The following is a 21,664-nucleotide window of genomic DNA, read 5'->3' on the forward strand; positions in this document are numbered from 1 at the left end:
TCGGCTTAGACGTCGCTGCCGTGGAGAGCCGCAGTGATGAGCTCCCGGATGCCCTCCGGCGTAACTTCCCTCGGGTTGGCGTAAGGGTTCTTGGTCGCGATTTCGACAATCTTGTCGATATCGGACTCCTTAAGGCCCAGTTCAGCCAGCGACGACGGCGCACCGAGGGCTACGCTCAACTTCTTGAAGTGCGCAGCGGGATTGTCTGAACCGGTTGCGCGCTGCAGGGCCGCGATCGCCTGCGGGGCGTGCTGGGCGTTGTAGGCCAGGGCATAGGGAAGCACCACTGTGTGGGTTTCGGCGTGGGGAAGGTTGAAGGTCCCGCCGAGAGTGTGGCACAACTTGTGGTGCAGGGACATTGTTGTTGCACCCAAAGTAGCTCCGCAGAGCCAGGCACCGTACAGGGCGTCGGAGCGGGCTTCGATGCTGGAGGGGCTTTCGGCGATCTTCGGCATCGCTTCGAGCAGTGCACGGGTGCCTTCCTCTGCCATCAGCGAGATAATCGGCGATCCGTCGGGAGCGTAGAGGGCCTCCACGGCGTGGGCGATGGCGTTGAATCCGCTGGTGATGGACATGGCCACCGGGAGGGTGACGGTAAGTTCCGGGTCGTAGATGACACTGGTGGGCAGAACTTTGGGATCGCGCCCGGTCTTCTTTTCGCCGTCGGCGGTCAGCCCCCACACCGGCGTCATCTCGGAGCCGGCGTAAGTGGTGGGGACGGCGATAATCGGCTGGCCGAACTCGAGTGCGATGGCCTTGCCCAGCCCCGTTGTCGATCCGCCGCCAACAGCAACGTACCCGTCGGCCTGAGCCACTGCGGCTACCTCACGCGCCCTATGGGCAGATTCGATGGGCACGTGCATTTCAGCTTCCGCATGCACGCCGGCGCTGAGATCTCCCAACTGTGCGGAAACCTTTTCAGCGAGGTCCGCCTGGAAAGGGGTGGCAAGGACCAGAACACGCTTGAGGCCAAGTTTGACCACCTCATCGTTGAGGGAGGCAAGAGATCCTGCTCCAAAGCGGACGCGCATTGGAAGTGCCTGGTACTGAAAATCCTTCATTGGGTGTTCTCCTGTGCTTCGATAATCCGAGCAGTGGCCGGGGACATCACGGCGTTCTGGATAATGTCGGGGTCGACGAGGTCGGGGTGGATAACGATGTCAATCACTGCCTCCATGAACGGGGAGGCAAGCCCGTAGCGGGCTGCGTCAGCTTCCGAGCTGTTGGGCACGAATTCAGCGATCAGGCTCTTCTTTACGGCGAAAACGGCATCGGAGTCGATGTAGTCGCTGCCGCCGACAAAAATGTGGGTTGTCAGTTCCCGGAATCCGGGGGCGCTGATGATGAAGTGGATGTGTGCCGGTCTGTTCGGATGGCGGGCAGTGGCATGCAGCAGGTCCCCAACAGGCCCATCAGTCGGAATCGGGTAATAGCTGGGGATGACGCTGCGGAAGTAGAACTCTCCGGCGGCGTTGGACGTGAACAGACCGCGGCCGTTGCCGATGCTTTGGATGCCGGGTTGCTGAACGTCGTAGAAGCCCTTGGTATTGGCCTGCCAAATATCGATGGAGGCATTCGGGACCGGCTCACCGGTGACGGACAGGATGCGACCCCGTACCAAGCAGACATCGCCTTCGCTCTCCGGCGATGCGTTCTCGCCCAGCTCCCGTTTCGGGGATTCGACCATATGGAACGGCCCCAGAACGGTGGAGTCGGTGGCGTCTGGGGTTTCGGCGTCGTTGATCGTTTCCACCATCATCGACACGCCCAGCACGTCGGAAAGGAGGATGAACTCTTGACGGACGGAGTCGCACTTCTGGCCTGTGGCGGTCAGGAAGTTGATGGCGGTTTCCCATTCTTCGATCGTCGGTTCGATTTCCCGGATGAAGTTGTGAAGGTGGGTGGTGAGGCTGGTCAGGATGGTCCGAAGCCGGTCATCCGGGGTGCTGCGGAAACTGTCGATGACTGCGGCAGTCAGTGTTCCGGGGCCGAGGTCCGTGCTCATGGTGCTGTTCCTTCCTTGGAGCTGGCGCGGCTGGTCAGTGGGGCTCAGATGCTGGTGAATCCGCCATCGACAACGAGTTGCGCGCCGGTGATGTATGAGGCCTTGTCGGAGGCGAGGTAGACGATCGCATCGGCGACTTCGCTGGCCTTTCCGGCCCTGTGCATGGGGGTCTTGGCGATCAGCTCATCTGAAATGGCCTGATCCTGGTTTTCCGTCAAGGGTGTTGTGATCAGCCCGGGGTGGACCGAGTTCACGCGGATCCCCTGCGCTGCCCAGGTGGCGGAGGCGTTCTTCGTCATCATCGTCACGGCACCCTTGGATGCCTGGTAGGCGGCGACGCCGGCTGCTCCGACAAGTCCCCAGATGGACGAGACGTTCACGATGGATCCAGATTCCTGCGCCAGCATGGCCGGTGCGACGAAGCGCATTCCCAGAAAGACCCCGGTCTGGTTGATGGAGATGATCCGGTGCCAGTCCTGGATGTCGATATCCGTGATCGATTCGTACGATCCGACCAGGCCTGCGTTATTGACCAGGACGTCGATCCGGCCGTGGGCCTGGAGCACTTCTTCCGTGAGTGCCTTCCAGCCGTCTTCTTCGGCGACGTCGAGGCGCCGCCACTGGATGGTCCCGTCAGCTGCGTCGCCGGCGGCTATGTCAGCTCCGTAGACGGTCGCACCCTGTGCGGCCAGTGCCGTAGCGGTCGCATAGCCGATGCCGCTGGCCGCGCCGGTGACGATGGCGACTTTCCCGTCGAAGGATGGTGAACTCACGGTGTGATGCTCCTTGTTTTCAAGGGGTGGCGGATTGGTTACACGACGCGGCGGGTACTCCGGGAACCGGCGAAGTAGTTGAAGATCAGGGCGCTGAGAATGATGAGGCCATAGATGGCTTTGATCCAGAATGAGGGCACCTGGGACAGGACCAGGATGTTCTGGATGATGCCCAACAGCAATACGCCGCTCAGCGCACCGACCATCGATCCCTTGCCGCCGTTAAGGCTGATGCCACCGATGACGGCCGCAGCGAACACAGTGAAGATGAGGCCGTCGCCCTGGTTGGCGGTCACGGATGCGATGCGGCCGGTGAGCATGAGACCGGCGAATGCGGCGATGATCGAGCCGGCGACGAACACTCCGATGGTCAGGCGCAGCGTCTTGATACCTGCCGCCGCTGCCGCTGCGTTGTTTCCGCCCATTGCGTAGAGTTTGCGGCCGACCGGGTGGCTGCGCATGAAGATGGCGGCAGCGACCAGGAAGATCACGAAGAGCCAGATCTGGATGGAAATCCCGAACCACTTGGCGTTGCCGAGGGCCAGGAACTCAGGGGGCAGGCCCGAGAGGGTCTTGCCGCCGGACAGGCCCATGGTCAGGCCCCGGAGGAGTGTGAGCATGGCGAGGGTGACCATGAAGGCGTTGAGCTTGAGCTTGCCGACAAGGAACCCGTTCGTGAATCCGATGACGATACTGAGGACAAACATGACCGCCATCGCGGCCCAGGGCGACCATCCAAAACCGGAGCCGCCGACCGCGGTGGGCAGGACCAGCCAGACGGCGAGCATCGGGGCCAGGCCCACGACGGATTCGAGGGAAAGATCGAAGTATCCGGAGATCAGGATGATGCTTTCAGCGATCACCACGATCCCAAGGACTGCAGAGGTGACGAGGACGTTGTTCAGGAGGTTGTTCGCCGTGAGGAACTGCGGGGACAGCACCGCGCCGACCACCATCGCCAGGATAATGGCGGGCAGCAGTGCCAGTTCACGTGCCCAGCCTGACGAGCGGGCTTGACCGATGATATTGACGGGCCGGCGGCTGGTCGGCGTACCCGCAACGGTCGGGGTATGCGTGGACATGGGAGTTTCTCCTTGGTTCTTTGGCTCTGTGGGTGTGGGCTGAAGGGGCGTGGCGGCAGTTTTCATTTTCATGCCGCTGCCTCCGCCCCCTGGATGGCGCCTACGAGTTCCCACTCTTCGTAGCCGGCGTCGAGTTCGGCGTGAATTTCGCCCTTGTACATGACGATGACCCTGTCGCAGATTTCCAGGTCCGTGTCGTCCGTGGAGACGATCAGCAGGGACCTTCCGCTTTCGCGCAGCGCCCGGAGTGATTCGTAGATGGACTCCTTGGCCGTTACGTCCACACCGGCAGTGGGATGGACGAGAACCAGCGTGTCCGGGTCGGACGCCAGAGCCCGTGCGAGCACGACCTTCTGCTGATTGCCTCCGGAGAGCTCTTCGACGGCCTGTGTGGGTCCGTCACATTTGATGGCCCAGGCTCCGGAGAGTCTTGTGAAGCGTTCCCGGCGTCGGCCTGAATTGATAAGGCCGCCGCGGCCGCGAAGCCGGTCAACGATGGTCAAGGTGGCGTTCTCCTCTACCGACATCTCCGGGACGTAGCCGTTGACGTGGCGGTCTTCTGGGACGAATCCCACGCCAGCGTTGATGGTCTTGATGACGTTTCCGTGGCCAAGGGTGTGGCCATTGTGCTCCACCGTGCCCTTATCCAGCGCGAGCTGACCGGCGATGGCCTGCGCGAGCTGGACGTGGCCTGCCCCATCGAGGCCTGTCAGCCCGACGCATTCCCCAACGCGGATTGTCAGGCTCGCTCCCAGGACACGGGAGCCGACGGCGGCGCCGGTAACAGTCAGGCGCGTGTCGCCCAATTGGTCCTGGCGGCGATGTGCGCCAACGGTACCTTTCTTTGCGGCCGCAGCTTCTTCCTCACTCACCCCTGCCATAACATTGACGATTCGACTAACGGTAAGGTCCGACGTCTGGGCAGTCAGGACGTCCCGTCCATCGCGCAGGATCGTGACAGAGTCGCAGACCTTGAAGATTTCCTCAAGGTGGTGGGACACATAAATGACCGTGACTCCGCGCTGGCGAAGGCTGTTGATCTGGGCGAAGAGTTCGTGGGATGCCCCTTCATCGAGTCCGGCAGTGGGTTCATCCAGAAGAAGGATCCGTGGTCCCCGAGACAGCGCCCGGCAGACTTCGACGATCTTCTTTTCCAGCGGTTCAAGGTCAGCAACCACCTTGTCGGCAATGCGCTCGTAGCCCCAATCTTTGAGCTGGTCAGTGGCCGTCCTGCGGATCGCGGACCAGTCCACGCTCCCCCAGCGCTTTCGCGGGTAGGCACCAAGGCTGATGTTTTCCGCCACCGTCAGTTCCGGCACCAAGGTGCTTTTCTGATAGACGCAGGCGATGGAATCAGACCCGGGGCCTTCGGTGACTTCACCGTTGGCGCCCTGGATGTGAATGGTGCCGGAGTCCGGCGTCACCAGGCCGGTGAGCATCGCTATCAAAGTGGACTTTCCTGCCCCGTTCCGACCGAGCAGGGCCCGGGATTCGCCTGAACGGACGATCAGGTTGGCATCTGTCAACGCCTGAGTGGAACCGAAGGACTTCTGGAGCCCACGAATCTCGATGGCATTTTGCGTGTTAACTGTGACCACGATGTCACCCTTTCTCAAATTCAGTCTTCACCCAGGTCCTGCCCGAGGGAAGGAGGGGGCAGCTACTTCTTGTTGCCCCAGAGGTTTTGGTCATCAACGTTGGCTTTGGTGATAACCGGGGAAGGAAGCATGTCAGCCAGGTTTCCCTTGTAGTCGACGATCTCGCTGCCATGTTCGGACGGGCCGACTTTGTATTCCTTGCCGGCGATAGCGTCCTTAAGGTACTGGACTCCGTACTTGCCGTAGAGGTCCACGGGCTGGGAAACGACGGCATCAACGTGGCCGGAACGAATGGCTTCCAAGGATCCCTTGGATCCGTCAATCGTCACCAGGGGAACGTGGCCAGGCTGTCCGGCGGGAGCCCACTTGCCCTGGCCTTCCATTACGGTCTGTACGCCGGAGAGCATCACTGAGTCACTGGCTAGGAAGACCGCGTCGATCTTGGACGTGCTCAGAACCGTTTGAGCATTCTCTACAGCCTTCGCGGATTCCCAGTTGGTGTCTTTCTTGATGATCTGCATGCCGGGGAACTTGGCCGACATGCAGTCGCTGAATCCCTTGTCGCGGTCGAATCCCGACGTCGTTGACAGCGCGCCGTGCAGCTCCAGCACCGTGCCCTTGCCACCGGTGAGCTTGCCGATCTGTTCACAGACACTGGTGCCCATGGCAACATTGTCAGCCCTGATGTTCATGTAGATCTTGCCGCCGTTGGCTGCGGTGTCCACTGTCACCACCGGGATGTTGGCGGCATTCGCGGCCTGGATAGCCGGAACGACGGCATCACTGTCCCGGGGGATGGTCACAAGGCCTTTGACGTTCTGGGAAATCAGTGTGTTGATATCGGTCACCTGCTTGGCGGGGTCGCCTTCAGCGTTGGATGCCGGGAGCATGTTCAGGCCGTTTGAGTTGGCCTCGGTGACGACCGAGTCAACCAGACCCGCAGTGAAGGGGTTGTCGAGGACACCTGCTGAGAAACCAACGGTGGGCTTCTCATCAGCACCTCCAGGTGCTGCACCCCCGCCACAGGCGGAAAGCGCGACAGTGGCGCTGGCGAGCACGGCGACACCGATGTGGCGACGGCTCAGTTTGAATGCGGAGGCGCCTTTGCGATCCTGCACCATCATTTGCTCCTAATTAGAAGGTAGATATACACGGTGGAACTCTTCTTGTTCCGGGGCGGTCCGTCCTCGGCTTCGAGTACCGGGCGCTTGTCGAAAACTTTGGCCGGCGGTGGCGACTGGGAAATCCTCCATTAATGGCCAGCCGTCGGCTTCATCACTCCTCAAATGTAAAGTGACACACCCCACACTGTCAAGTAATACAGCACATTGAACTTTACAGCTGGAGGTCCAAACTCGCAGTCGTGCTGGCTGAAGTCTAAATAAACAGCCAAATATCGCCAGAGCGGGCAAGAGAAGGGTAAACTGGCGTGAGCGCAGACTTTACATTGTGGCCAGCTAAGTGGTCGCTTGGTGGACAGACATATCAACGACTGGCTCGCATGCCGGGTTGGATCGCCGGAAAGGCCCACGATGAGTATTCAAGAGACAATACCGGCTACAGAAGAGGGTCGCGCCCAACTGGGCGGTCAGCTCCGGGCCGCACGGACCAAGGCGAAAATCTCCCTCCGGGAGCTCGCCCGCCGGGTCGGCATCTCCGCAAGTTTTATGTCGCAGGTCGAACTGGGCCGTGCCGTCCCTTCCATCGGAACCCTGTACACCATCGTGTCCGAACTGGGACTGTCGCTGGACTCGCTGATGAGCGGTGAGCACTCGGGGCCAGCCCAGCAGGCCAATGACGCCAGCGCCAAAGCGTCAGCGAACAAACTGAACGGTGTTTCCGCGTTCGTCCCTCCGGCAGGTTCCCTGCCAGGAATCCAAAGGGCCAGCGACCGTCCGGAGATCAACATGGGAGGCGTCCGCTGGGAGCGGCTTACGGAACGGGCGGATCCGTTGGTCGAGTTTTTGCGGGTGACGTACGCACCCGGGAGCGAGTCCTGTGCCGCGGACGCCTTGATGCGCCACCCTGGATGGGAGTACATCCACATACTTTCTGGCCACCTGAACGTTCAGGTCTCCTTTGACGGCGATGTTCTCGGGCCGGGAGACAGCATGAACTTCGACTCGAACGTGCCGCACCGTCTCAGTAACACCTCCGGTGAAGACTGCATCGCCATCTGGGCAGTAGTCGGCCGTCAGGGTTTCGCCCATCCTCTGGACCTCGCCAGGGCGAGGCACGGATCCGACGACGGCGATTCCGCGGCGATTGGCCACTCACACTCCTGATTTCTACCCCTTCGTGCCGTCCATCCGTTGCCCTGCCGACGGGCGTCAAGGACGGACTGAGAACCTAGATAAGTCCGCGGATACTGCCGCCGTCCACGCCCCAGACGGATCCGGTGACGAAACTGGTAATCGGGCTGCAGAGCAGGGCGATGATGCGTGCCACTTCCTCCGGAGTGCCCAGCCGTTCCAGTGGCAGCTGACGCAGCTTCATTTCGTGCTCGACCGCCGCCTGGCGTTCCATCCCGTGAAGGGTGGCAAAGGTGTCCGCGAAACCGCCCGGTTTGGTCCAGAACGGTGTCCAGATTGGCCCAGGAGCGACCGCATTGACGCGGATCTTCGGACCCTCTGCGCGGGCAATAGACTTCGTCAGCGCCAGCACTGCCGCCTTGCTTGCCGAGTAGTCAACAGGCTGGGCTTCAGGCTGGCGGGCCAGATCGGAGGCATTGTTGACGATGCATGGCGCCGTTGATTGACGAAGCGTAGGCAGGGCGGCCCGGATGGTGCGTACGTAGCTCATGAAGTTCAACTCCATCGTCCGCTGCCAGTCTTCGTCTGAGATCTGCTCGAAAGTCCGGACCGCCCCGGAGCCGACGTTGTTGACCAACAGGTCAAGGCCGCCGAGCTGGCTAATGGCCTCAATGACCGCGTTGGTGGTGGCTTCGCCGTTGGTGAAGTCCACGACGGCGGGGACAATCCGGCCCGGATTGTCCGCCGCCAGTTCTTCAAGCTCGGTCAGAGCCGATTTGTCGATGTCCAGCGCTGCCACCGTTGCCCCCTCTGCGGTCAACAAAAGTGCGGTCGCACGCCCGATGCCCTGGGCGGCACCTGTCACGATGGCCTTCTTGCCGGTCAGTTCCAATTCCATGAGATCTACCTTTCGGTCCGCACTACGGCAGCGCTGGTTGTGGTGGCGAAGGATTCGAGGACGACGTTAAGTGATTCAACACACAGCTGTCAAGTAAAAGGTTACATAGTTGTTCGAAGCGAACCCAAGCTTGAACGCTCAGAAACTACGAAAAGTGCCTAATTACTGCGCACTACCCGGCGTCTAACGGCGCCCGAGCGATAAGACGTGGCAGGGGCCTGGCTGCTTGGAGCGAGAGATTCGTCAACTATTAGTTGACACTCTTCTTGTCGTCAATTACCTTGGAAGCAGACTGGGGTCAAACACTTCAAGCAAGGAGAGCGCTTTCGTGGATAACGCCACCGCAGCCGAGAAAAACCAGATCGAAACGTTGGAGGCGAAACGCTACCAAGCCGTAGTCGATGGTGACTACGCTGCCTTTGAAGACCTCTGCCACAAGCAGCTGGTGTACACCCATTCACTCGGCGACAGGGACACGTTGGGCAGCTACCTGGAAAAGCTTCGCAAAGGGTTCTACAAGTACCACCGAATCGACCACCCCATTGAAGACATCCTCCTTATCGGGGACACGGCACTGGTGTTCGGCGAGATGAACGCAGATCTCACTGTCAACGGAACCCATAAAACCCTTGCCAACAGTGCCCTGTCTGTATGGGTCAAGGAGGATGAAACCTGGAAGTTTCTGGCCTACCAGCCGACGCCCCGGAAGCCTGCCGCCGCGTAGATCGAGGGGCAAACGAACGAACGCGATGTCTTTCACAGATGACAAAGTCATCTGTATCAACCGTCATTGTCAGGAGGAGAAATGGTGACCTCACGGCGGGACGTGATCCTGAAAAAGAAGGCGATAGCCGCTCGTCGGCGTGCTGCAGGCGGCTCTTTCGCCACCAAATCCTCCCCCTCCACCGTGAAGGAATTCTCCGAGGTTGTCGGCGTCGATGCATGGATCCTAAAAAGGGCTCTCAGTGAAGCGAACAGCATCTCCGCCTTGGGAGCCGCGATTGCGTCCAATCCGGATACGCCCTCTCCTGAACTTGTCCGCAGCCTGCAGGCGGAGGAGAACTGGTGGCGGCGGATCGAGAACGAGTTGCCGTCGATGAGCAGCACTGAGACGGCAGCTTTCCTTGGCGCCAAGGCCACCAACCGGAACTTCGCGTCGTCGCAGCGGTCCGCCGGGAGGCTGCTCGGGTATGCCCGCCGCCAGGCCATCCGCTACCCGAAGTTCCAATTCGATCTGCAGCGCGGTACCGTCCTTCCTGTCATTCCAGAGCTAGTGGCGCTCACCCGCGGTCTCGACGTCCCGGACGAAGACCTGGTCTTATGGATGGCAACCCCTTCATCGGCATTCGCTGATCAGCGCCGGCCAGTGGACCATCTCAACGACCGGGAACAACTGCTCGCCGCGGCTGAGGCCCACTTCGAGGCCATCTGGTGACGGTCGTCTGGCCCACGACCCCGGAGCCACCCGACCCCTTCGAGCCACGCATCGGAGTCTTGGCACTTGGGACCATCCTCCACCGTATTCACTCCAACCGGTTCCGGCCCAACCAGTTCAACCCCGGGCCCCAGGGCGCCGGCCGGTTCCACTTCTTCGGCGACCCCATGGTCCCGGCCCTGTACCTGTCCGAAACCCGGGAAGCTGCCTTGGCTGAGACCCTGCTGCACGATGTCCCTGTTGGCGCCCCGGCGACGCTTCCCGCAGCATTTACGCCAACAGTGTCTTGGCGGGGCTGGAGTTGAAGCGGCAGGTTCGGATCGCAGAATTTTTCGGACTGGGCCTTCGTGCGCCCGGAATCGAAGCCACCCAACTTACAGACACCCCGATGGATAACTACCCACAGACGCGCAAATGGGCACAGGCAGCCCACTCCGCAGGGTTTGACGGCTCGGTTGGATGTCTAGACGCGACAACAGTGCCAGAGCCAACGTGCTATTTGGTGACAGGTTTCAGGAAGACCACCTTGAAGTAGTCCCGGGAAGCGGACTTGCCTTCGCCGCGGCTGACGGCTTCAGCTGGCTCGTGAATACCTGTGCGCCCCTCAAAGTCGACGTTCTCGCGAGGTAGCAGGAGGCCCCGCCGACGAAGGAGAACCCCGGTCCGACTTCCCGGAGAGTTTCGGTGATCCGGCTGGTGGTCAGAGCATTTTCCAGATCACGTTGGACGACTTCCCCGGAGAGGCCGAGGAATTCGAAGTTGTAGGGGTCTTTGGCAACCTGTTGGGCCAGTTCGGATGATTGCGCAGCAAGTTGCCGCGCAAAGTTCGAAGTGGCATTGTCCGTGCGTTCCAGAGCTCTATTCATGATCTTGTTCAGCAGCACATTGCGTGACCACCCGTGCTGAACTGCCCCCATCGCGTAGGCGTTGGTGGAATCGGGGTCCCATGCCCGCCCCGAAACTAGACCATAGAAGGCGCCAAACAACTTTTGCTAAAACGCTTGACCACCCCCACGATTAACGCTAACTTACTAGTGATCAAACGCTTTAGCAGAATGGACATCAGCGCAGATGAAACGCTCAGTCTTCTTCCAACCCGCCAACGGATGGGTTGGGGACCTCATCCCCTTCGAAAAGGACGGCGAGTTCTGGCTCTTCTACCTTCACGAAGACCGTACGGACCCGAAACCCGGCACTTCATGGAATCTGGTCACCACCAAGGACCTCACGGAGTTTGAGAACCACGGCGTATCCCTGCATCACGGCAGCGAAACCGACGTGGACTTCAACGCCTACACAGGCAGCATCGTCGTCGACGACACCGGCGTCCACCACCTCTTCTATACCGGCCACAACCCCCGGAACCTCGGCCCCGACGGCGCGCCCCTGCAGCTGGTTATGCACGCCACGAGCACGGATGACATGCGGAGCTGGGTAAAGCATCCGGAACTCACCTTCGGCGCCCCTGACGGCTACGAGTCCGGTGACTGGCGGGATCCCTTCGTGTTTCGCGATGAAAGCAAAGGCCAGTGGAGGATGCTGCTGGCGGCACGCCACTCCGCCGGACCGGAACGGCGCCGAGGCGTCATCGCACAGTGCGTGTCCACTGATCTCATGACGTGGCAGCACACCGAACCATTCTGGGACCCGCGCCGCTACATCACCCATGAGTGCCCCGACGTCTTCTCCTGGGGCGACTGGTGGTACATGGTGTACTCCGAGTTTTCCGAATCGTTCACAACCCGCTACCGAATGGCCAAGAGTCCCGACGGCCCGTGGACCGTACCCAATCTTGACAGCGTCGACGGCCGCGCCTTCTACGCATCCAAGTCCGCAGAGCGCGATGGTCGCCGCTTCTTCTTTGGATGGATCGCAAGCAAGGAAGGCAACACCGACGACGGTCCCTGGCAGTGGGCCGGCACAATGTCCGTCCTGGAAGCACGCCAGAACCCCGACGGAACACTGGGATTCTCCTTCGCCGACGAACTCGTAGACAGCTTCTGGGAAGACGTCCCGGTAACCCTGCCAGCCGAACTGCCCACACGACTGGACGTACCGGACGGGTACACCGCCATCGTGTCCGAAGAAGAACTGCCCAGCCAGTTTTACGCCAAGGCAGTACTGGACATTGACCCCAACACCACCGAATGCGGGCTGTTGCTCCGGTCAAGCCAGGACGGGGATCAGTCCTACGTCCTGCGCTTGGAACCGAAGCGCGGGCGCATGGTTTTCGACCGGTGGCCAAGGAAGATCACCGGCGACGCGCAGTGGCATGTCTCCGGGGACATCCCGTTCGACATCGAATTGGAACGCCCCTGCCACCTGCCTCCCGGCGAACACACGCTGGAAGTCATCGTCGACGGGGACCTGTGCGTTGCCGTTGTTGATCGGCAGGTCGCCCTCAGCACCCGGATCTACGACTTGCCCGCGGGGCGGATAGGCATCTTCACCGGGGAGGGCTCCGCTGCTCTTACCGAACTTCAGATACGTAAACGCACAGACAACTAAACACCACCACTTTCGGCTCAAATCAAAGGAGATTGTTCCATGAAGAAACTGATTCGCACGGCTGCGGTCGCGGCCATAGCTGCGCTGTCCCTGGCCGCCTGCGCCGGCGGAGGGGCCGGCGGCCCTGCCAATGTGAGGCCCACCGGCGAGATCAAACCGAGGGAAATCTCATGGCTGCTCTCTCGCCCAGCGGACGGGGCAGTAATCAACATCATGAAGAAGGTCGCGGACGACTATGCCAAGGACCACCCGGGCTTCTCGCTGAACCTCATCACCACCCCCGACCGCCCCTCATATATCCAGAAACTCGAGACCCTCGCCGCCGCGAACAAGCTTCCCGAGCTTTTCGACACGGATGCCACACCCTTCGCCCAACAGCTCGCCAAGCAGGGCAAGATGGTGGACGCGGAAAAGCTGCTCAAAGACCTGGGCGTGTATGACAACTACCGACCCAACGCCCTGAACTACCAGCGATTCGATGACGGATCGCTGTACATGATCCCGTTCCAATTCGAACTGGAGTTCATTTGGTACAACAAGGCCTTGCTGCAGCAGGCTGGCGTCCCGGTACCGAAGTCGCTGGACGACATCCCCGCGATGTGCACCGCACTGCGCAACGCCGGAATCACCCCGATCGCCATCGACGGGCAGGACCAGTGGCCCCTGGAACGCTACATGGCCTACCAGCCGTTCAGGACAGCGGGTCCCGACTTCCTCCAGAAGCTGAAGAAGGGCAACGCGAAGTTCTCAGACGCTGCCGGGAAGAAGGCCGTTGACTGGCTGGCTGCCCTGGGCAAAAACAAGTGCTTCCAGGATGGCTTCTCCTCGCAGGGCTACTCCGACGCCCAGAACATTTTCACCTCCGGGAAGGCAGCGATGTACAACATCGGCACGTGGGAATTGCCAAGCCTGGCGACTGACAAGCTGAACCCGGCAGTTCGGGACAATATTGATTTCCTCACCCTCCCGACAACTGAAGGATCCGTCACCGCTGCCAACGAATACGTCTCGCCGTCCGGAATCGGCATGGCTGTCAATGCCAAGACCTACGACCCGCTCGTCAGTGACTTCCTCAAGTTTGCCCTGACGAAATACCCTTCCGAGTACGCGGCCACCGGCGCTCTTTCACCGACGACCAACGTGCAGACCGCCACCCCGGCCAATGCGACTCCCCTGTACAAGAAGGCCCTCGAGACAGCAAACGACCTGGGAGACCAGCAGGCCATGCCGTGGGATACGCAGCTGGACCCGACAACTGACTCACGGCTCAAGCAAGAACTCGTGCTCCTCGTCCAGGGCGACATCACGCCGGAACAGTTCACCAGCACGATGGACAGCACCATCGCGCAGAACGCACCGAAGTTCTTCAAATAACACATAACGGTGGGGGGCCTCGGCCCCCCACCCGAAAGGCCCCACCATGCTCCCCAACAGGTCCCGACTCTCAGTACTGGTTTTCCTGCTCCCACCCCTGCTGCTCTACGGCGCCGCCGTACTGTTCCCCATCCTCCAGTCCCTGTTCCTCAGCTTCTTCTCCTGGAACGGCATCAGCGACATGGAGTTCGTCGGCCTCGCCAACTACCTACGGATGTTCACCGGCGATGACGTCTTCTGGCGCTCCTTCTTCAATGCACTCGGCTACCTGTTTATCTGTCTGGTCCTGCAGCTCGGCGGTGCGCTGCTTGTCGCCACCCTACTCACCTCTCTGCGCCGCGGCCGCGAACTAATTAAGACTCTTTACCTGCTGCCGGCCGTGATCTCCACCGTGGCTATCGCATTCCTCTTCGTGCGGATCTACTCGATCGACCCGGTGGGTCTGCTCAACCAGGTGCTGCAGTGGATCGGCCTCGGCACCCTCGAACACGCATGGCTCTCAGACGTGAACACCGTCCTCACGGCAGTATCGGTACCGGAAGGCTGGCGCTTCACGGGGCTGTACATGCTCATCATTTACGCGGCCTTGCTATCCGTTCCGCAGGAACTTGAGGAAGCCGCCCGCCTCGACGGTGCATCACGGTGGCAACTGTTCACCAAGATCCGCTTCCCGCACATCCGGCCCGTCTGGATCACCACCACTATCATGGCGACCACTTACGGCCTGCGCGGATTCGACATCCCCTATCTGATGACCAACGGCGGCCCCGGACAGTCCTCGGAACTGCTGACCACCTACATGTACAAGACAGCTTTCACCAGCACCGACTTCGGCTACGCCAGCACCATCTCGGTATTTATCGTTGTCGAGTGCCTGGTCGCCGTCGGACTCATCCTTTTCATGCTCAAACGAAAGGCGGACGCATGACCGCGCAAGCAGCTCGGATCACAAGGCACAGCCCTGCAACATCAGAAAGCAGGCCACCATTGCCCACGCGGCGCAGGCGCAAACGAAGCCTGCACGGCACCCTATCAAAGGTCCTCATCGCGCTCATCGTCATCGTGCAGGTCTACCCGCTCGCATGGCTTTTCATCACCAGTCTGCGCACCGAAAATGACTTCGCGACGGGCGACCCGTTTGCTCTGCCCAAGGCGATCACATTCGATAACTACGCCCGCGCGTTTGAGACCGGCAATCTCGGGATGAACATCGTCAACAGTTTCATTGTCACGATGGGCGCCAACCTGCTGATCGTGCTTCTGGGCATGATGGCGGCCTATGCCCTGCAGGTCCTCGGCTTTCGGTTCAGCAAGTTCGTCCGCAGCTTGTTTATGATTGGCATCATCGTGCCCGTGCAGATCGCGCTGGTACCGCTTTTCATCGACTACTCGACCGTTAACCTACTCGACACCTACCCGTCGATGATCATTCCCCTGGCGGGATTCGCTCTTCCGATGTCGATCTACCTTTTCTCCTCCTTCTTTGAATACATCCCTCGCGAGACATACGAGGCCGCCTCGCTGGATGGCGCGGGCCCCTACCGGATCTTCGGGCTGATCACCCTCCCCCTCTCCGTGAATACTGTGGTCACAGTCGTTCTGGTCAACAGCATCTTCATCTGGAACGATTTCATCTTCGCCAACACGTTCGTGCTCTCTGAGGGCCTCAAGACGATCCCACTGGGCCTGCAAAACTACATCGGAGCCATGGGAAAAACCGACTGGACGGCCACCTTTGCCGCGGTCTGCGTCACGATCACGCCTCTGCTGCTGGTGTTCCTCGTGCTGAACAAGGCGATGATCCAAGGCCTCGAGAGCGGGGCGACGAAGGGGTGACGCCCATGCCAGCCGGATATACTCCCGATGGAGGGCAAATGATTTCGCAGAAGAAAAATTCGGGCAACGCGGCCACCCCCGACGTTCCTGTCAAAATAGGCCGCGCGCATCCGGTTACCCTCCGCGAAGTTGCTGAAGCGGCCGGCGTGTCCACTGCCACGGTCTCCCTGGTCATCAACCAGAAGAAGAATGCCCGCATTGCAGATAAGACGCGTCAACGCGTCCAGGACGCAATCCGGCAGCTTGGATACCGCCCCAATGCAATGGCCAAGACCCTGGTCAGCGGCACCTCACGGTTCATCGGGCTGGTCGCAGACGGCGTCGCTACCACCCCCTTCGCTGGACAGATCATCCACGGAGCCCAGGACGAAGCGTGGAAACACGGGTACGCCCTACTGATCGCCAACACCGAGGGCAACCGCGACCTGGAAAAGGACGCGATCGCCATGATGCTGGAATACAAGGTACGCGGCATCCTGTACTCGACGTGGTTCCACCGGCCGACCGACATCCCGGAAACCCTGCGTGAGGCCGACTTCGTCCTCGTCAACTGCTTCGCTACAGAGCCCGGGGCAGCCCGCGCTGTCGTCCCCGACGAAGCACAGGGCGGGCACTCCGCCACGGAGATACTGCTCAACGCCGGCCACCGACGCATCGCCTTCATCAATGCCACCATCCCCGCCCCGGCAAAAGACGGACGGCTCCAGGGCTACAAAGACGCGTTGGCTGCCGCGAACATTGGGTTTGACCCTGACCTGGTCATGGAAGCCTACCCCGACCAGGAAGGCGGATACGGCGCCACCGAAGAGCTGCTCAAACGCAACGTCACCGCCGTGTACTGCTACAACGACCGCATGGCCATGGGACTCTACGACGGACTGCGGGAACACGGGCTGTCCATCCCTGACGACATTGCCGTGGTCGGATTCGACAACCAGGAAGTCATCGCGGCCCACCTTCGGCCGCCGCTGTCCACAGTGTCGCTGCCGCACTACGAACTCGGGGCGGCAGGAGTACGCATGCTGCTGGGCTTGGACGAAGCACCCATCGACTCCGCAGTGAAGATTGCGTGCCCCACCATTGAACGCGCATCCGTGGCTGCGCACTCGCCCGTATAGGTTTCGAGCACCCGGCTGGACTCGGGGACCGCATCGTCGCACTGCGCTGCTGTCGCCGGCGCCCCCGCCAAGCTGCGCCTCCTTATGCCAGAATCCCGCGGCCAAAGGCCGAGGCTATACCAACGATGTTGAGGGAGGAGGTTCTTCCCTCCTCCCGCGAGGGTCAGATCAGGGCTCCGGCGCGGATTCGTCATGTCGTCGAGTGTCTGTCTTGTCCAAAAGGACGACGACATGCCCCCACGGCAATTGGGCAACGGCTTGTTGCGCAATTGGGTCCGCGCGGGAGAATCCGGTCAAGACGCGGCGAATCTTTATCCCCGGGAACAATAACCCGATGGTGTGCGTTGCAGTGTCGTCAGAATCGAACATCAGAAAGAGAATCACCTAAGTGGCAACTGATTACGACGAAGTCCGCTCCGACGTCAAGGAATCCCAGGACCGCTCGTTGGAGGCACTTAAGTCTGCCAACGCACCCGATGCCCGCAGCGTCGTCACGGAATTGGACGAGGCCGATGCGTTCGATGAAGGCTTGACGCCCGGCGGTGAAATTGTCTCCGAGGAACTCATCGTTCAGGTCATTCCCCAGGCCGAGGACGAATTCACCTGTTACTCCTGCTTCTTGGTCCGGCACCGGTCCCAATTGGCACGTGAAGCCAACGGCCACTCATACTGCATCGAGTGCGAAGGCTAAACCCATTGCCGTAGGTACCACCACGAACCGAACAGCATCGCAGAATCGCGCCCAGGCGGCTCAGTGACGCAGCTCAGTTGCCCTGAGCCAGCGGCGCCAGTCGGTACCCAACGCCGCGCACGGTCTCGAGCCAGCGCGGGTTCTGGATGCTGTCGCCAAGTTTCTTGCGCAGGTTGCCCATATGTACCTCAACGGCACGTTCGTCGGCGTCGCTGACGTAACTGCCGACGTCGTAGGGTTCGTTGCGGAGTCGCCGCGCCAGATCTGCCTTGGTCCGCACGATCCTGCCGGTCTCAAGGAGGGCGAGCAGGAGGTCGAATTCGGTGCGTGTCAGCCTCAGTTCCTTGCCGTTCAGGACTGCCGTCCGGGAACCTGCCGAAACGGCAAGGCCGTTGTGGCTCATTTCCGGGTCAGTTTCTTCCACGGCTGCCTTGGACTCCGACGACGCGCGGGGCCTTCGCATCATGGCCTCGACGCGGGCGCGAAGTTCGCGCGGACGGAACGGCTTGGTCAGGTAATCATCACCGCCGGCCTCAAGGCCCATGAGGGTGTCCAGTTCCTCCGCCCGGGCGGTGAGCATGATGATGTAGGCGTCCGAGGATTTCCTGATCTGCCGTGCCACCTCGAAGCCATCGATGTCGGGAAGGCCCAGATCCAGCGTTATGACGTCAGGATTCAGTTCACGGGCTGACGTAACGCCCGCGGATCCAGTGGATGCAACATGGACGTCAAACCCCGCTTGCGAAAGGACCACACGCACCAATTCGCGAATATCCTGGTCATCTTCAATGACCAGCCCCACACGTACTTCACTCATCGCTGCCCCTCAGCCCCTTCGATAACCCTTCGAAGTATAACCATTATGGTTAGGCTGATCTCATGAACCGACTTTCTTCTGCATTCCCGGTGGTTGCGCCGTGACCCGCCCAACCACCTGGGATCTTGGGGAGAAGAAAAAACTCCTGGTTTTTCGGCGCTCTTTCCACGAACACACCCTGCGAATGAGGGTGGTTCTCAGCCAATTGCCGCTGTCTGTCTGTGTCTGCATTTCGGCGATTCTGGTGTGGCTCTTTTTCCCGGCCACCCTCGAGAATCCCCTGTTTCTCCTCTTCCTGCTGAGCCAGGCATTCCTGTTGGCGGTGTGCGTCATTGTGCCTTGGCACCGGCTCCCGTTCCCCAGCTTCCTGGCGATACCGATCCTGGACATGGTCTCAATTTCCTTCGGCAGGGAAGGAGGGCAGGAATCGCTCACGGGACTCAGCGTCCTGGTGGTCCTGCCCGTCATTTGGCTCTGTGCATCCGGTCTATACCCAAGACTGGCCATTGCTTTGTCATTCGTGGGTCCGCTTTGCATCGTGTGGGCCCCCTTGTTCGTCAACGGATCACTAACGGAGCGGGACCTCACTAAACCCCTGCTCTTCCCCATCCTGATGCTTGGCATCGGCGTGTCCGTGAGCGTGCTGACGCTAAGCATGGTCCGACAGCAGCGCGCGTTGGAGCAAAAGGACGAGGAGCTAAAGAAAGCCCTGGACATCAGAACCAAACAGGAACGGCTGCTCAACACCGTCATGGAAGCCCTGCCGCTGGGTGTGGTGGCCGTGGACGGCGATGGTCATGACATCCTTATGAACCGCCGCCAAAGACACACGCACTCCCTGGCAACTCCTGCAGGCAATGACGATCCGAACGAATCCCAGCTGCTCGTCTTCGACCAGGACAGGACCACGCCGTTGCCCGTCGACCGCCGTCCAGTCCGGCGCGCGGTTCTGGGCGAAAGGTTCACAGACCAGCTCGTGTGGCTTGGTTCCGGAGCAGAGCAGCGTGCGTTCACCACAAGTGCCCGCCCCATGGTTGACGACGCCGGGAACTTCGCCGGCTCGGTCGTCGTCTTCAGCGACGTCACGGACCTGGTCAATGCCTTGGCAGCCAAGGACGACTTCGTGGCCAACGTCTCCCACGAATTCCGAACGCCGCTGACATCCATCCTTGGTTACGTGGAGCTTTTGCTGGATGATCCCCGGTCCCTCGATCCCTCCTCGCGCAGGCAGCTGGATATCGTCCGGCGGAACGCCGAAAGGTTGCTTACCCTGGTGTCCGATTTGTTGGCGGTGCGGTCGGGCCACATGATCATTCAGCCTCACACAGTGGACGTGGCTGAGCTGGTGCGGGGAAGTGTGAGTTCTGCCGGTCCCCGCGCTGCCAAGGCGGGCATCCGGTTGTCCATGGATGTCCCTGACTCTTTGGAAGCCCATGTGGACTCCTCACGCATAGCCCAGGTCCTGGACAACCTGGTATCAAACGCCATCAAGTACTCCCCCCAGGGCGCAGACGTAGAAGTAGCCGCGTGGGAGGACCAGGAATTCGTGTTCTGCCGTGTGTCCGATACCGGCATGGGTATGACCCAAGAAGAGCAGTCCGAGGCGTTCACCAAGTTCTTTCGTGCCGGCGGCGTACGCAACAGCACCATTCCCGGCGTCGGGCTTGGACTGCCCATCAGCAAGGCGATCGTTGAAGCGCATGGTGGAACCATCACGCTGGAAAGCGAACCCGGCCGGGGCACGACCTTCCTCGTGAAGATGCCCGCCTGAGCGTTAGCGCCCGGCTACTGCGGCATCACGACGGCGGCCGAAGAGGAAGTAGCTCACCGGTCCGAAGAAGTTGATGAACGAAACAGCACGCCACACCGCCTTCTTTCCCCTGATTCTGGAATCGGGGGTCTTGCCGATGCTCCGCTGCGCCGCACCGAGCAGGGCCATATTGATGGCTCCGCTGACGATGAGCATGATCCGCTGGCCCTTGCTCATATCGCGCCACGATTTCCTGCGAGCCATGATGCCTCCATCCGTGAAGATTTAGTTATCAGGCTAGTCGGACGCCGTTCGTCCCGCCACAGCCTGACGCACTACCTCGCCCCACGATTGTTCCGCGAGGTCCGCCACTGCGGCCAGGATCTCCGACGGCGGCAGGGACAGGTCCAGCGGATACTCCACGATGTCGATGTCCGTGTTGAGGATCCTGCGGAGCTTCATCTCGCCCGGTCCAGCGTAAACAAGCCATGCCGTCGGGACCCGGAGTGCGGTGCAGTACGCCAGTAATTGGTAATGGTCCGCATTCAGTGAAGCGCCGGCATCTCCTGCCGCCGTGTACTTGGAGTCGTAGACCACTACCGGCCTCCCGCCCAGGAAGTGCACGGCGTCGGGGCGGACTGTCAGGCGATCAGAGTCCCGGACAGCCTCATTGAGCATCGCTCCATATTGGAGGCGCATCTCCCCTGGGTAGGCACTCATCGCGTGGCGCAAGGCCGTGCCCACGAACTCTTCGAAAACCTGTGCCATATCCACCACAAAGGAAGCCGTCTGCTGCTTCCCTTCTCCGGCCTCGGCTGAGGCATTGCGCAGGATGACCTCCGAGAGCCGCAGAACGGCGTGGTACCTGAGGTTCATTCGGTTGGCCCGCCACGGCGGCAGTGGAGCTCCGGACTGAAGGCGGGTGACGGCGTCGAGCTTTCCCTTGAGCTGGCGCAAGCGGCTCAGGACGTCGGCCCGGACACCTGGCACCTTCCCCATCCGTTCCAAAGCGGCGCGGAGGATGCGGTTTTCAGCGATGTCCTCAGTGAATTCGTCGTAGGACACTTCCAAGGGCACCATCATGCCGGGCCGGCGGGAGATTTGGTCCGAGATGCGGATGCGGCCTTTGACGGTCCGCAGCGATTCATCAATGGTGAGGTAGCCCTGAAGGACGCCGCGGCTCAGGGCGCGGTCGGCCAGTTGGGCCAGTGATTCGGCCAGGGCGCTCCAGAGATCCGGGTGCTCAGTTGCTTCCACCGAGTGGTCGCGGAAGCCTTGGTCGCCGGCGTAGCTGAGGAGGAAAAGCAAACGACTCAGGCCAAGCCGGTCCTTGGGGCGGACCTCCAGCTGGACGGTGGAAGTCCTTACCGATCCGACCTTGCCCACGGGTTCGATCCTGTAGAGGCCCATGCCAATCGGTGAGGCCTTGGCCAGCCCACTGGCATTGATGAACGCAGCCGTTGGGGGGTCGAGTTTGTCAACGAGTCCGCGTGAGAGCTCGTCCATGACGATGTGCCGGGTCCCGGC

The 21,664-nt window shown here is 60.8% G+C and carries 21 protein-coding genes and 1 pseudogene; 11 read left to right on the forward strand and 11 right to left on the reverse strand.

The annotated features are described in order from the left end of the window. Nucleotides 1-5: 5 nt before the first annotated feature. The 6 genes from AB4Z15_RS17295 to AB4Z15_RS17320 form a co-directional block, all read right to left on the reverse strand. Nucleotides 6-1,061: a maleylacetate reductase gene (locus AB4Z15_RS17295; protein ID WP_442018271.1), complete on the reverse strand. Its 1,056-nt coding sequence runs from the start codon at nt 1,059-1,061 to the stop codon at nt 6-8. Beyond that, nucleotides 1,058-2,005, reverse strand: a complete 948-nt coding sequence (locus AB4Z15_RS17300; protein ID WP_442018272.1) for a dioxygenase family protein — start codon at nt 2,003-2,005, stop codon at nt 1,058-1,060. Before AB4Z15_RS17300 ends, AB4Z15_RS17295 begins: the two co-directional genes overlap by 4 nt. A gap of 44 nt (nt 2,006-2,049) precedes the next feature. Continuing rightward, a complete protein-coding gene (locus tag AB4Z15_RS17305) occupies nt 2,050-2,778 on the reverse strand; it encodes an SDR family NAD(P)-dependent oxidoreductase (protein WP_442018273.1) in 729 nt (242 codons plus the stop codon). Between the two features lie 38 nt (nt 2,779-2,816). Beyond that, a complete protein-coding gene (locus AB4Z15_RS17310) occupies nt 2,817-3,860 on the reverse strand; it encodes an ABC transporter permease (protein WP_442005881.1) in 1,044 nt (347 codons plus the stop codon). Nucleotides 3,861-3,928: 68 nt separating this feature from the next. Then, on the reverse strand, nt 3,929-5,458 hold the full coding sequence (locus AB4Z15_RS17315; RefSeq protein ID WP_442018274.1) for a sugar ABC transporter ATP-binding protein: 1,530 nt from the start codon (nt 5,456-5,458) through the stop codon (nt 3,929-3,931). Between the two features lie 62 nt (nt 5,459-5,520). Continuing rightward, nucleotides 5,521-6,582 carry a sugar ABC transporter substrate-binding protein gene (locus AB4Z15_RS17320; protein WP_442018275.1) on the reverse strand — a complete coding sequence of 354 codons (1,062 nt, stop codon included), beginning with the start codon at nt 6,580-6,582 and terminating at the stop codon, nt 5,521-5,523. A gap of 408 nt (nt 6,583-6,990) precedes the next feature. Here AB4Z15_RS17320 and AB4Z15_RS17325 point away from each other — a divergent pair, with 408 nt between their 5' ends. Then, a complete protein-coding gene (locus AB4Z15_RS17325; RefSeq protein WP_442005878.1) occupies nt 6,991-7,743 on the forward strand; it encodes a helix-turn-helix domain-containing protein in 753 nt (250 codons plus the stop codon). A 64-nt stretch (nt 7,744-7,807) separates the two neighbouring features. Here the strand turns inward: AB4Z15_RS17325 and AB4Z15_RS17330 are convergent, their stop codons facing one another. Further along, complete coding sequence (locus AB4Z15_RS17330) at nt 7,808-8,608, reverse strand: SDR family NAD(P)-dependent oxidoreductase (RefSeq protein WP_442005877.1); 801 nt, start codon at nt 8,606-8,608, stop codon at nt 7,808-7,810. Nucleotides 8,609-8,936: 328 nt separating this feature from the next. Here AB4Z15_RS17330 and AB4Z15_RS17335 point away from each other — a divergent pair, with 328 nt between their 5' ends. From AB4Z15_RS17335 to AB4Z15_RS17345, 3 genes are all read left to right on the forward strand, one after another. Further along, entirely contained in the window at nt 8,937-9,332 is a 396-nt protein-coding gene (locus tag AB4Z15_RS17335; protein ID WP_442005876.1) for a nuclear transport factor 2 family protein, read from the forward strand. Between the two features lie 81 nt (nt 9,333-9,413). Beyond that, nucleotides 9,414-10,043, forward strand: coding sequence for a hypothetical protein (locus tag AB4Z15_RS17340; RefSeq protein WP_442005875.1), 630 nt, complete (start codon nt 9,414-9,416; stop codon nt 10,041-10,043). Further along, complete coding sequence (locus tag AB4Z15_RS17345) at nt 10,040-10,348, forward strand: RES family NAD+ phosphorylase (protein ID WP_442005874.1); 309 nt, start codon at nt 10,040-10,042, stop codon at nt 10,346-10,348. The genes AB4Z15_RS17340 and AB4Z15_RS17345 overlap by 4 nt, the downstream gene beginning before the upstream one ends. A 336-nt stretch (nt 10,349-10,684) precedes the next feature. On the opposite strand, the pseudogene AB4Z15_RS17350 reads toward AB4Z15_RS17345, so the two are convergent. Further along, nucleotides 10,685-10,966 (reverse strand): annotated as a pseudogene (locus AB4Z15_RS17350) (PDDEXK nuclease domain-containing protein); the annotation flags it as partial. A 148-nt stretch (nt 10,967-11,114) separates the two neighbouring features. Here AB4Z15_RS17350 and AB4Z15_RS17355 point away from each other — a divergent pair. The 6 genes from AB4Z15_RS17355 to AB4Z15_RS17380 all read left to right on the forward strand — a co-directional run bounded on the left by AB4Z15_RS17355 (nt 11,115) and on the right by AB4Z15_RS17380 (nt 17,570). Beyond that, on the forward strand, nt 11,115-12,551 hold the full coding sequence (locus AB4Z15_RS17355) for a GH32 C-terminal domain-containing protein (RefSeq protein WP_442005873.1): 1,437 nt from the start codon (nt 11,115-11,117) through the stop codon (nt 12,549-12,551). Between the two features lie 39 nt (nt 12,552-12,590). Beyond that, complete coding sequence (locus tag AB4Z15_RS17360) at nt 12,591-13,925, forward strand: ABC transporter substrate-binding protein (protein WP_442005872.1); 1,335 nt, start codon at nt 12,591-12,593, stop codon at nt 13,923-13,925. 46 nt (nt 13,926-13,971) lie between these two features. Further along, nucleotides 13,972-14,853, forward strand: a complete 882-nt coding sequence (locus tag AB4Z15_RS17365) for a carbohydrate ABC transporter permease (protein WP_442018276.1) — start codon at nt 13,972-13,974, stop codon at nt 14,851-14,853. Beyond that, nucleotides 14,850-15,761, forward strand: a complete 912-nt coding sequence (locus AB4Z15_RS17370) for a carbohydrate ABC transporter permease (protein WP_442018277.1) — start codon at nt 14,850-14,852, stop codon at nt 15,759-15,761. Before AB4Z15_RS17365 ends, AB4Z15_RS17370 begins: the two co-directional genes overlap by 4 nt. Nucleotides 15,762-15,799: 38 nt before the next feature. After that, nucleotides 15,800-16,879, forward strand: a complete 1,080-nt coding sequence (locus AB4Z15_RS17375; protein WP_442018278.1) for a LacI family DNA-binding transcriptional regulator — start codon at nt 15,800-15,802, stop codon at nt 16,877-16,879. A 388-nt stretch (nt 16,880-17,267) separates the two neighbouring features. Next, on the forward strand, nt 17,268-17,570 hold the full coding sequence (locus tag AB4Z15_RS17380) for a DUF4193 domain-containing protein (RefSeq protein WP_442005868.1): 303 nt from the start codon (nt 17,268-17,270) through the stop codon (nt 17,568-17,570). A gap of 73 nt (nt 17,571-17,643) precedes the next feature. On the opposite strand, the gene AB4Z15_RS17385 is transcribed toward AB4Z15_RS17380, so the two are convergent. Beyond that, nucleotides 17,644-18,387, reverse strand: a complete 744-nt coding sequence (locus tag AB4Z15_RS17385) for a response regulator transcription factor (protein WP_442005867.1) — start codon at nt 18,385-18,387, stop codon at nt 17,644-17,646. 100 nt (nt 18,388-18,487) lie between these two features. On the opposite strand from AB4Z15_RS17385, the gene AB4Z15_RS17390 reads away from it, so the two are divergent. Continuing rightward, on the forward strand, nt 18,488-20,158 hold the full coding sequence (locus AB4Z15_RS17390; RefSeq protein ID WP_442018279.1) for a sensor histidine kinase: 1,671 nt from the start codon (nt 18,488-18,490) through the stop codon (nt 20,156-20,158). A 3-nt stretch (nt 20,159-20,161) separates the two neighbouring features. Here AB4Z15_RS17390 and AB4Z15_RS17395 read toward each other — a convergent pair whose 3' ends face one another. Together AB4Z15_RS17395 and AB4Z15_RS17400 are read right to left on the reverse strand one after the other, a co-directional pair. Further along, nucleotides 20,162-20,401: a PLDc N-terminal domain-containing protein gene (locus tag AB4Z15_RS17395; protein ID WP_442005865.1), complete on the reverse strand. Its 240-nt coding sequence runs from the start codon at nt 20,399-20,401 to the stop codon at nt 20,162-20,164. Nucleotides 20,402-20,434: 33 nt separating this feature from the next. Next, nucleotides 20,435-21,643, reverse strand: a complete 1,209-nt coding sequence (locus AB4Z15_RS17400; RefSeq protein ID WP_442018322.1) for a 5-methylcytosine restriction system specificity protein McrC — start codon at nt 21,641-21,643, stop codon at nt 20,435-20,437. Nucleotides 21,644-21,664 lie beyond the last annotated feature (21 nt).

Origin of the sequence: Paenarthrobacter sp. 2TAF44, from assembly GCF_052114885.1 — a bacterium.
Lineage (GTDB): Bacteria > Actinomycetota > Actinomycetes > Actinomycetales > Micrococcaceae > Arthrobacter.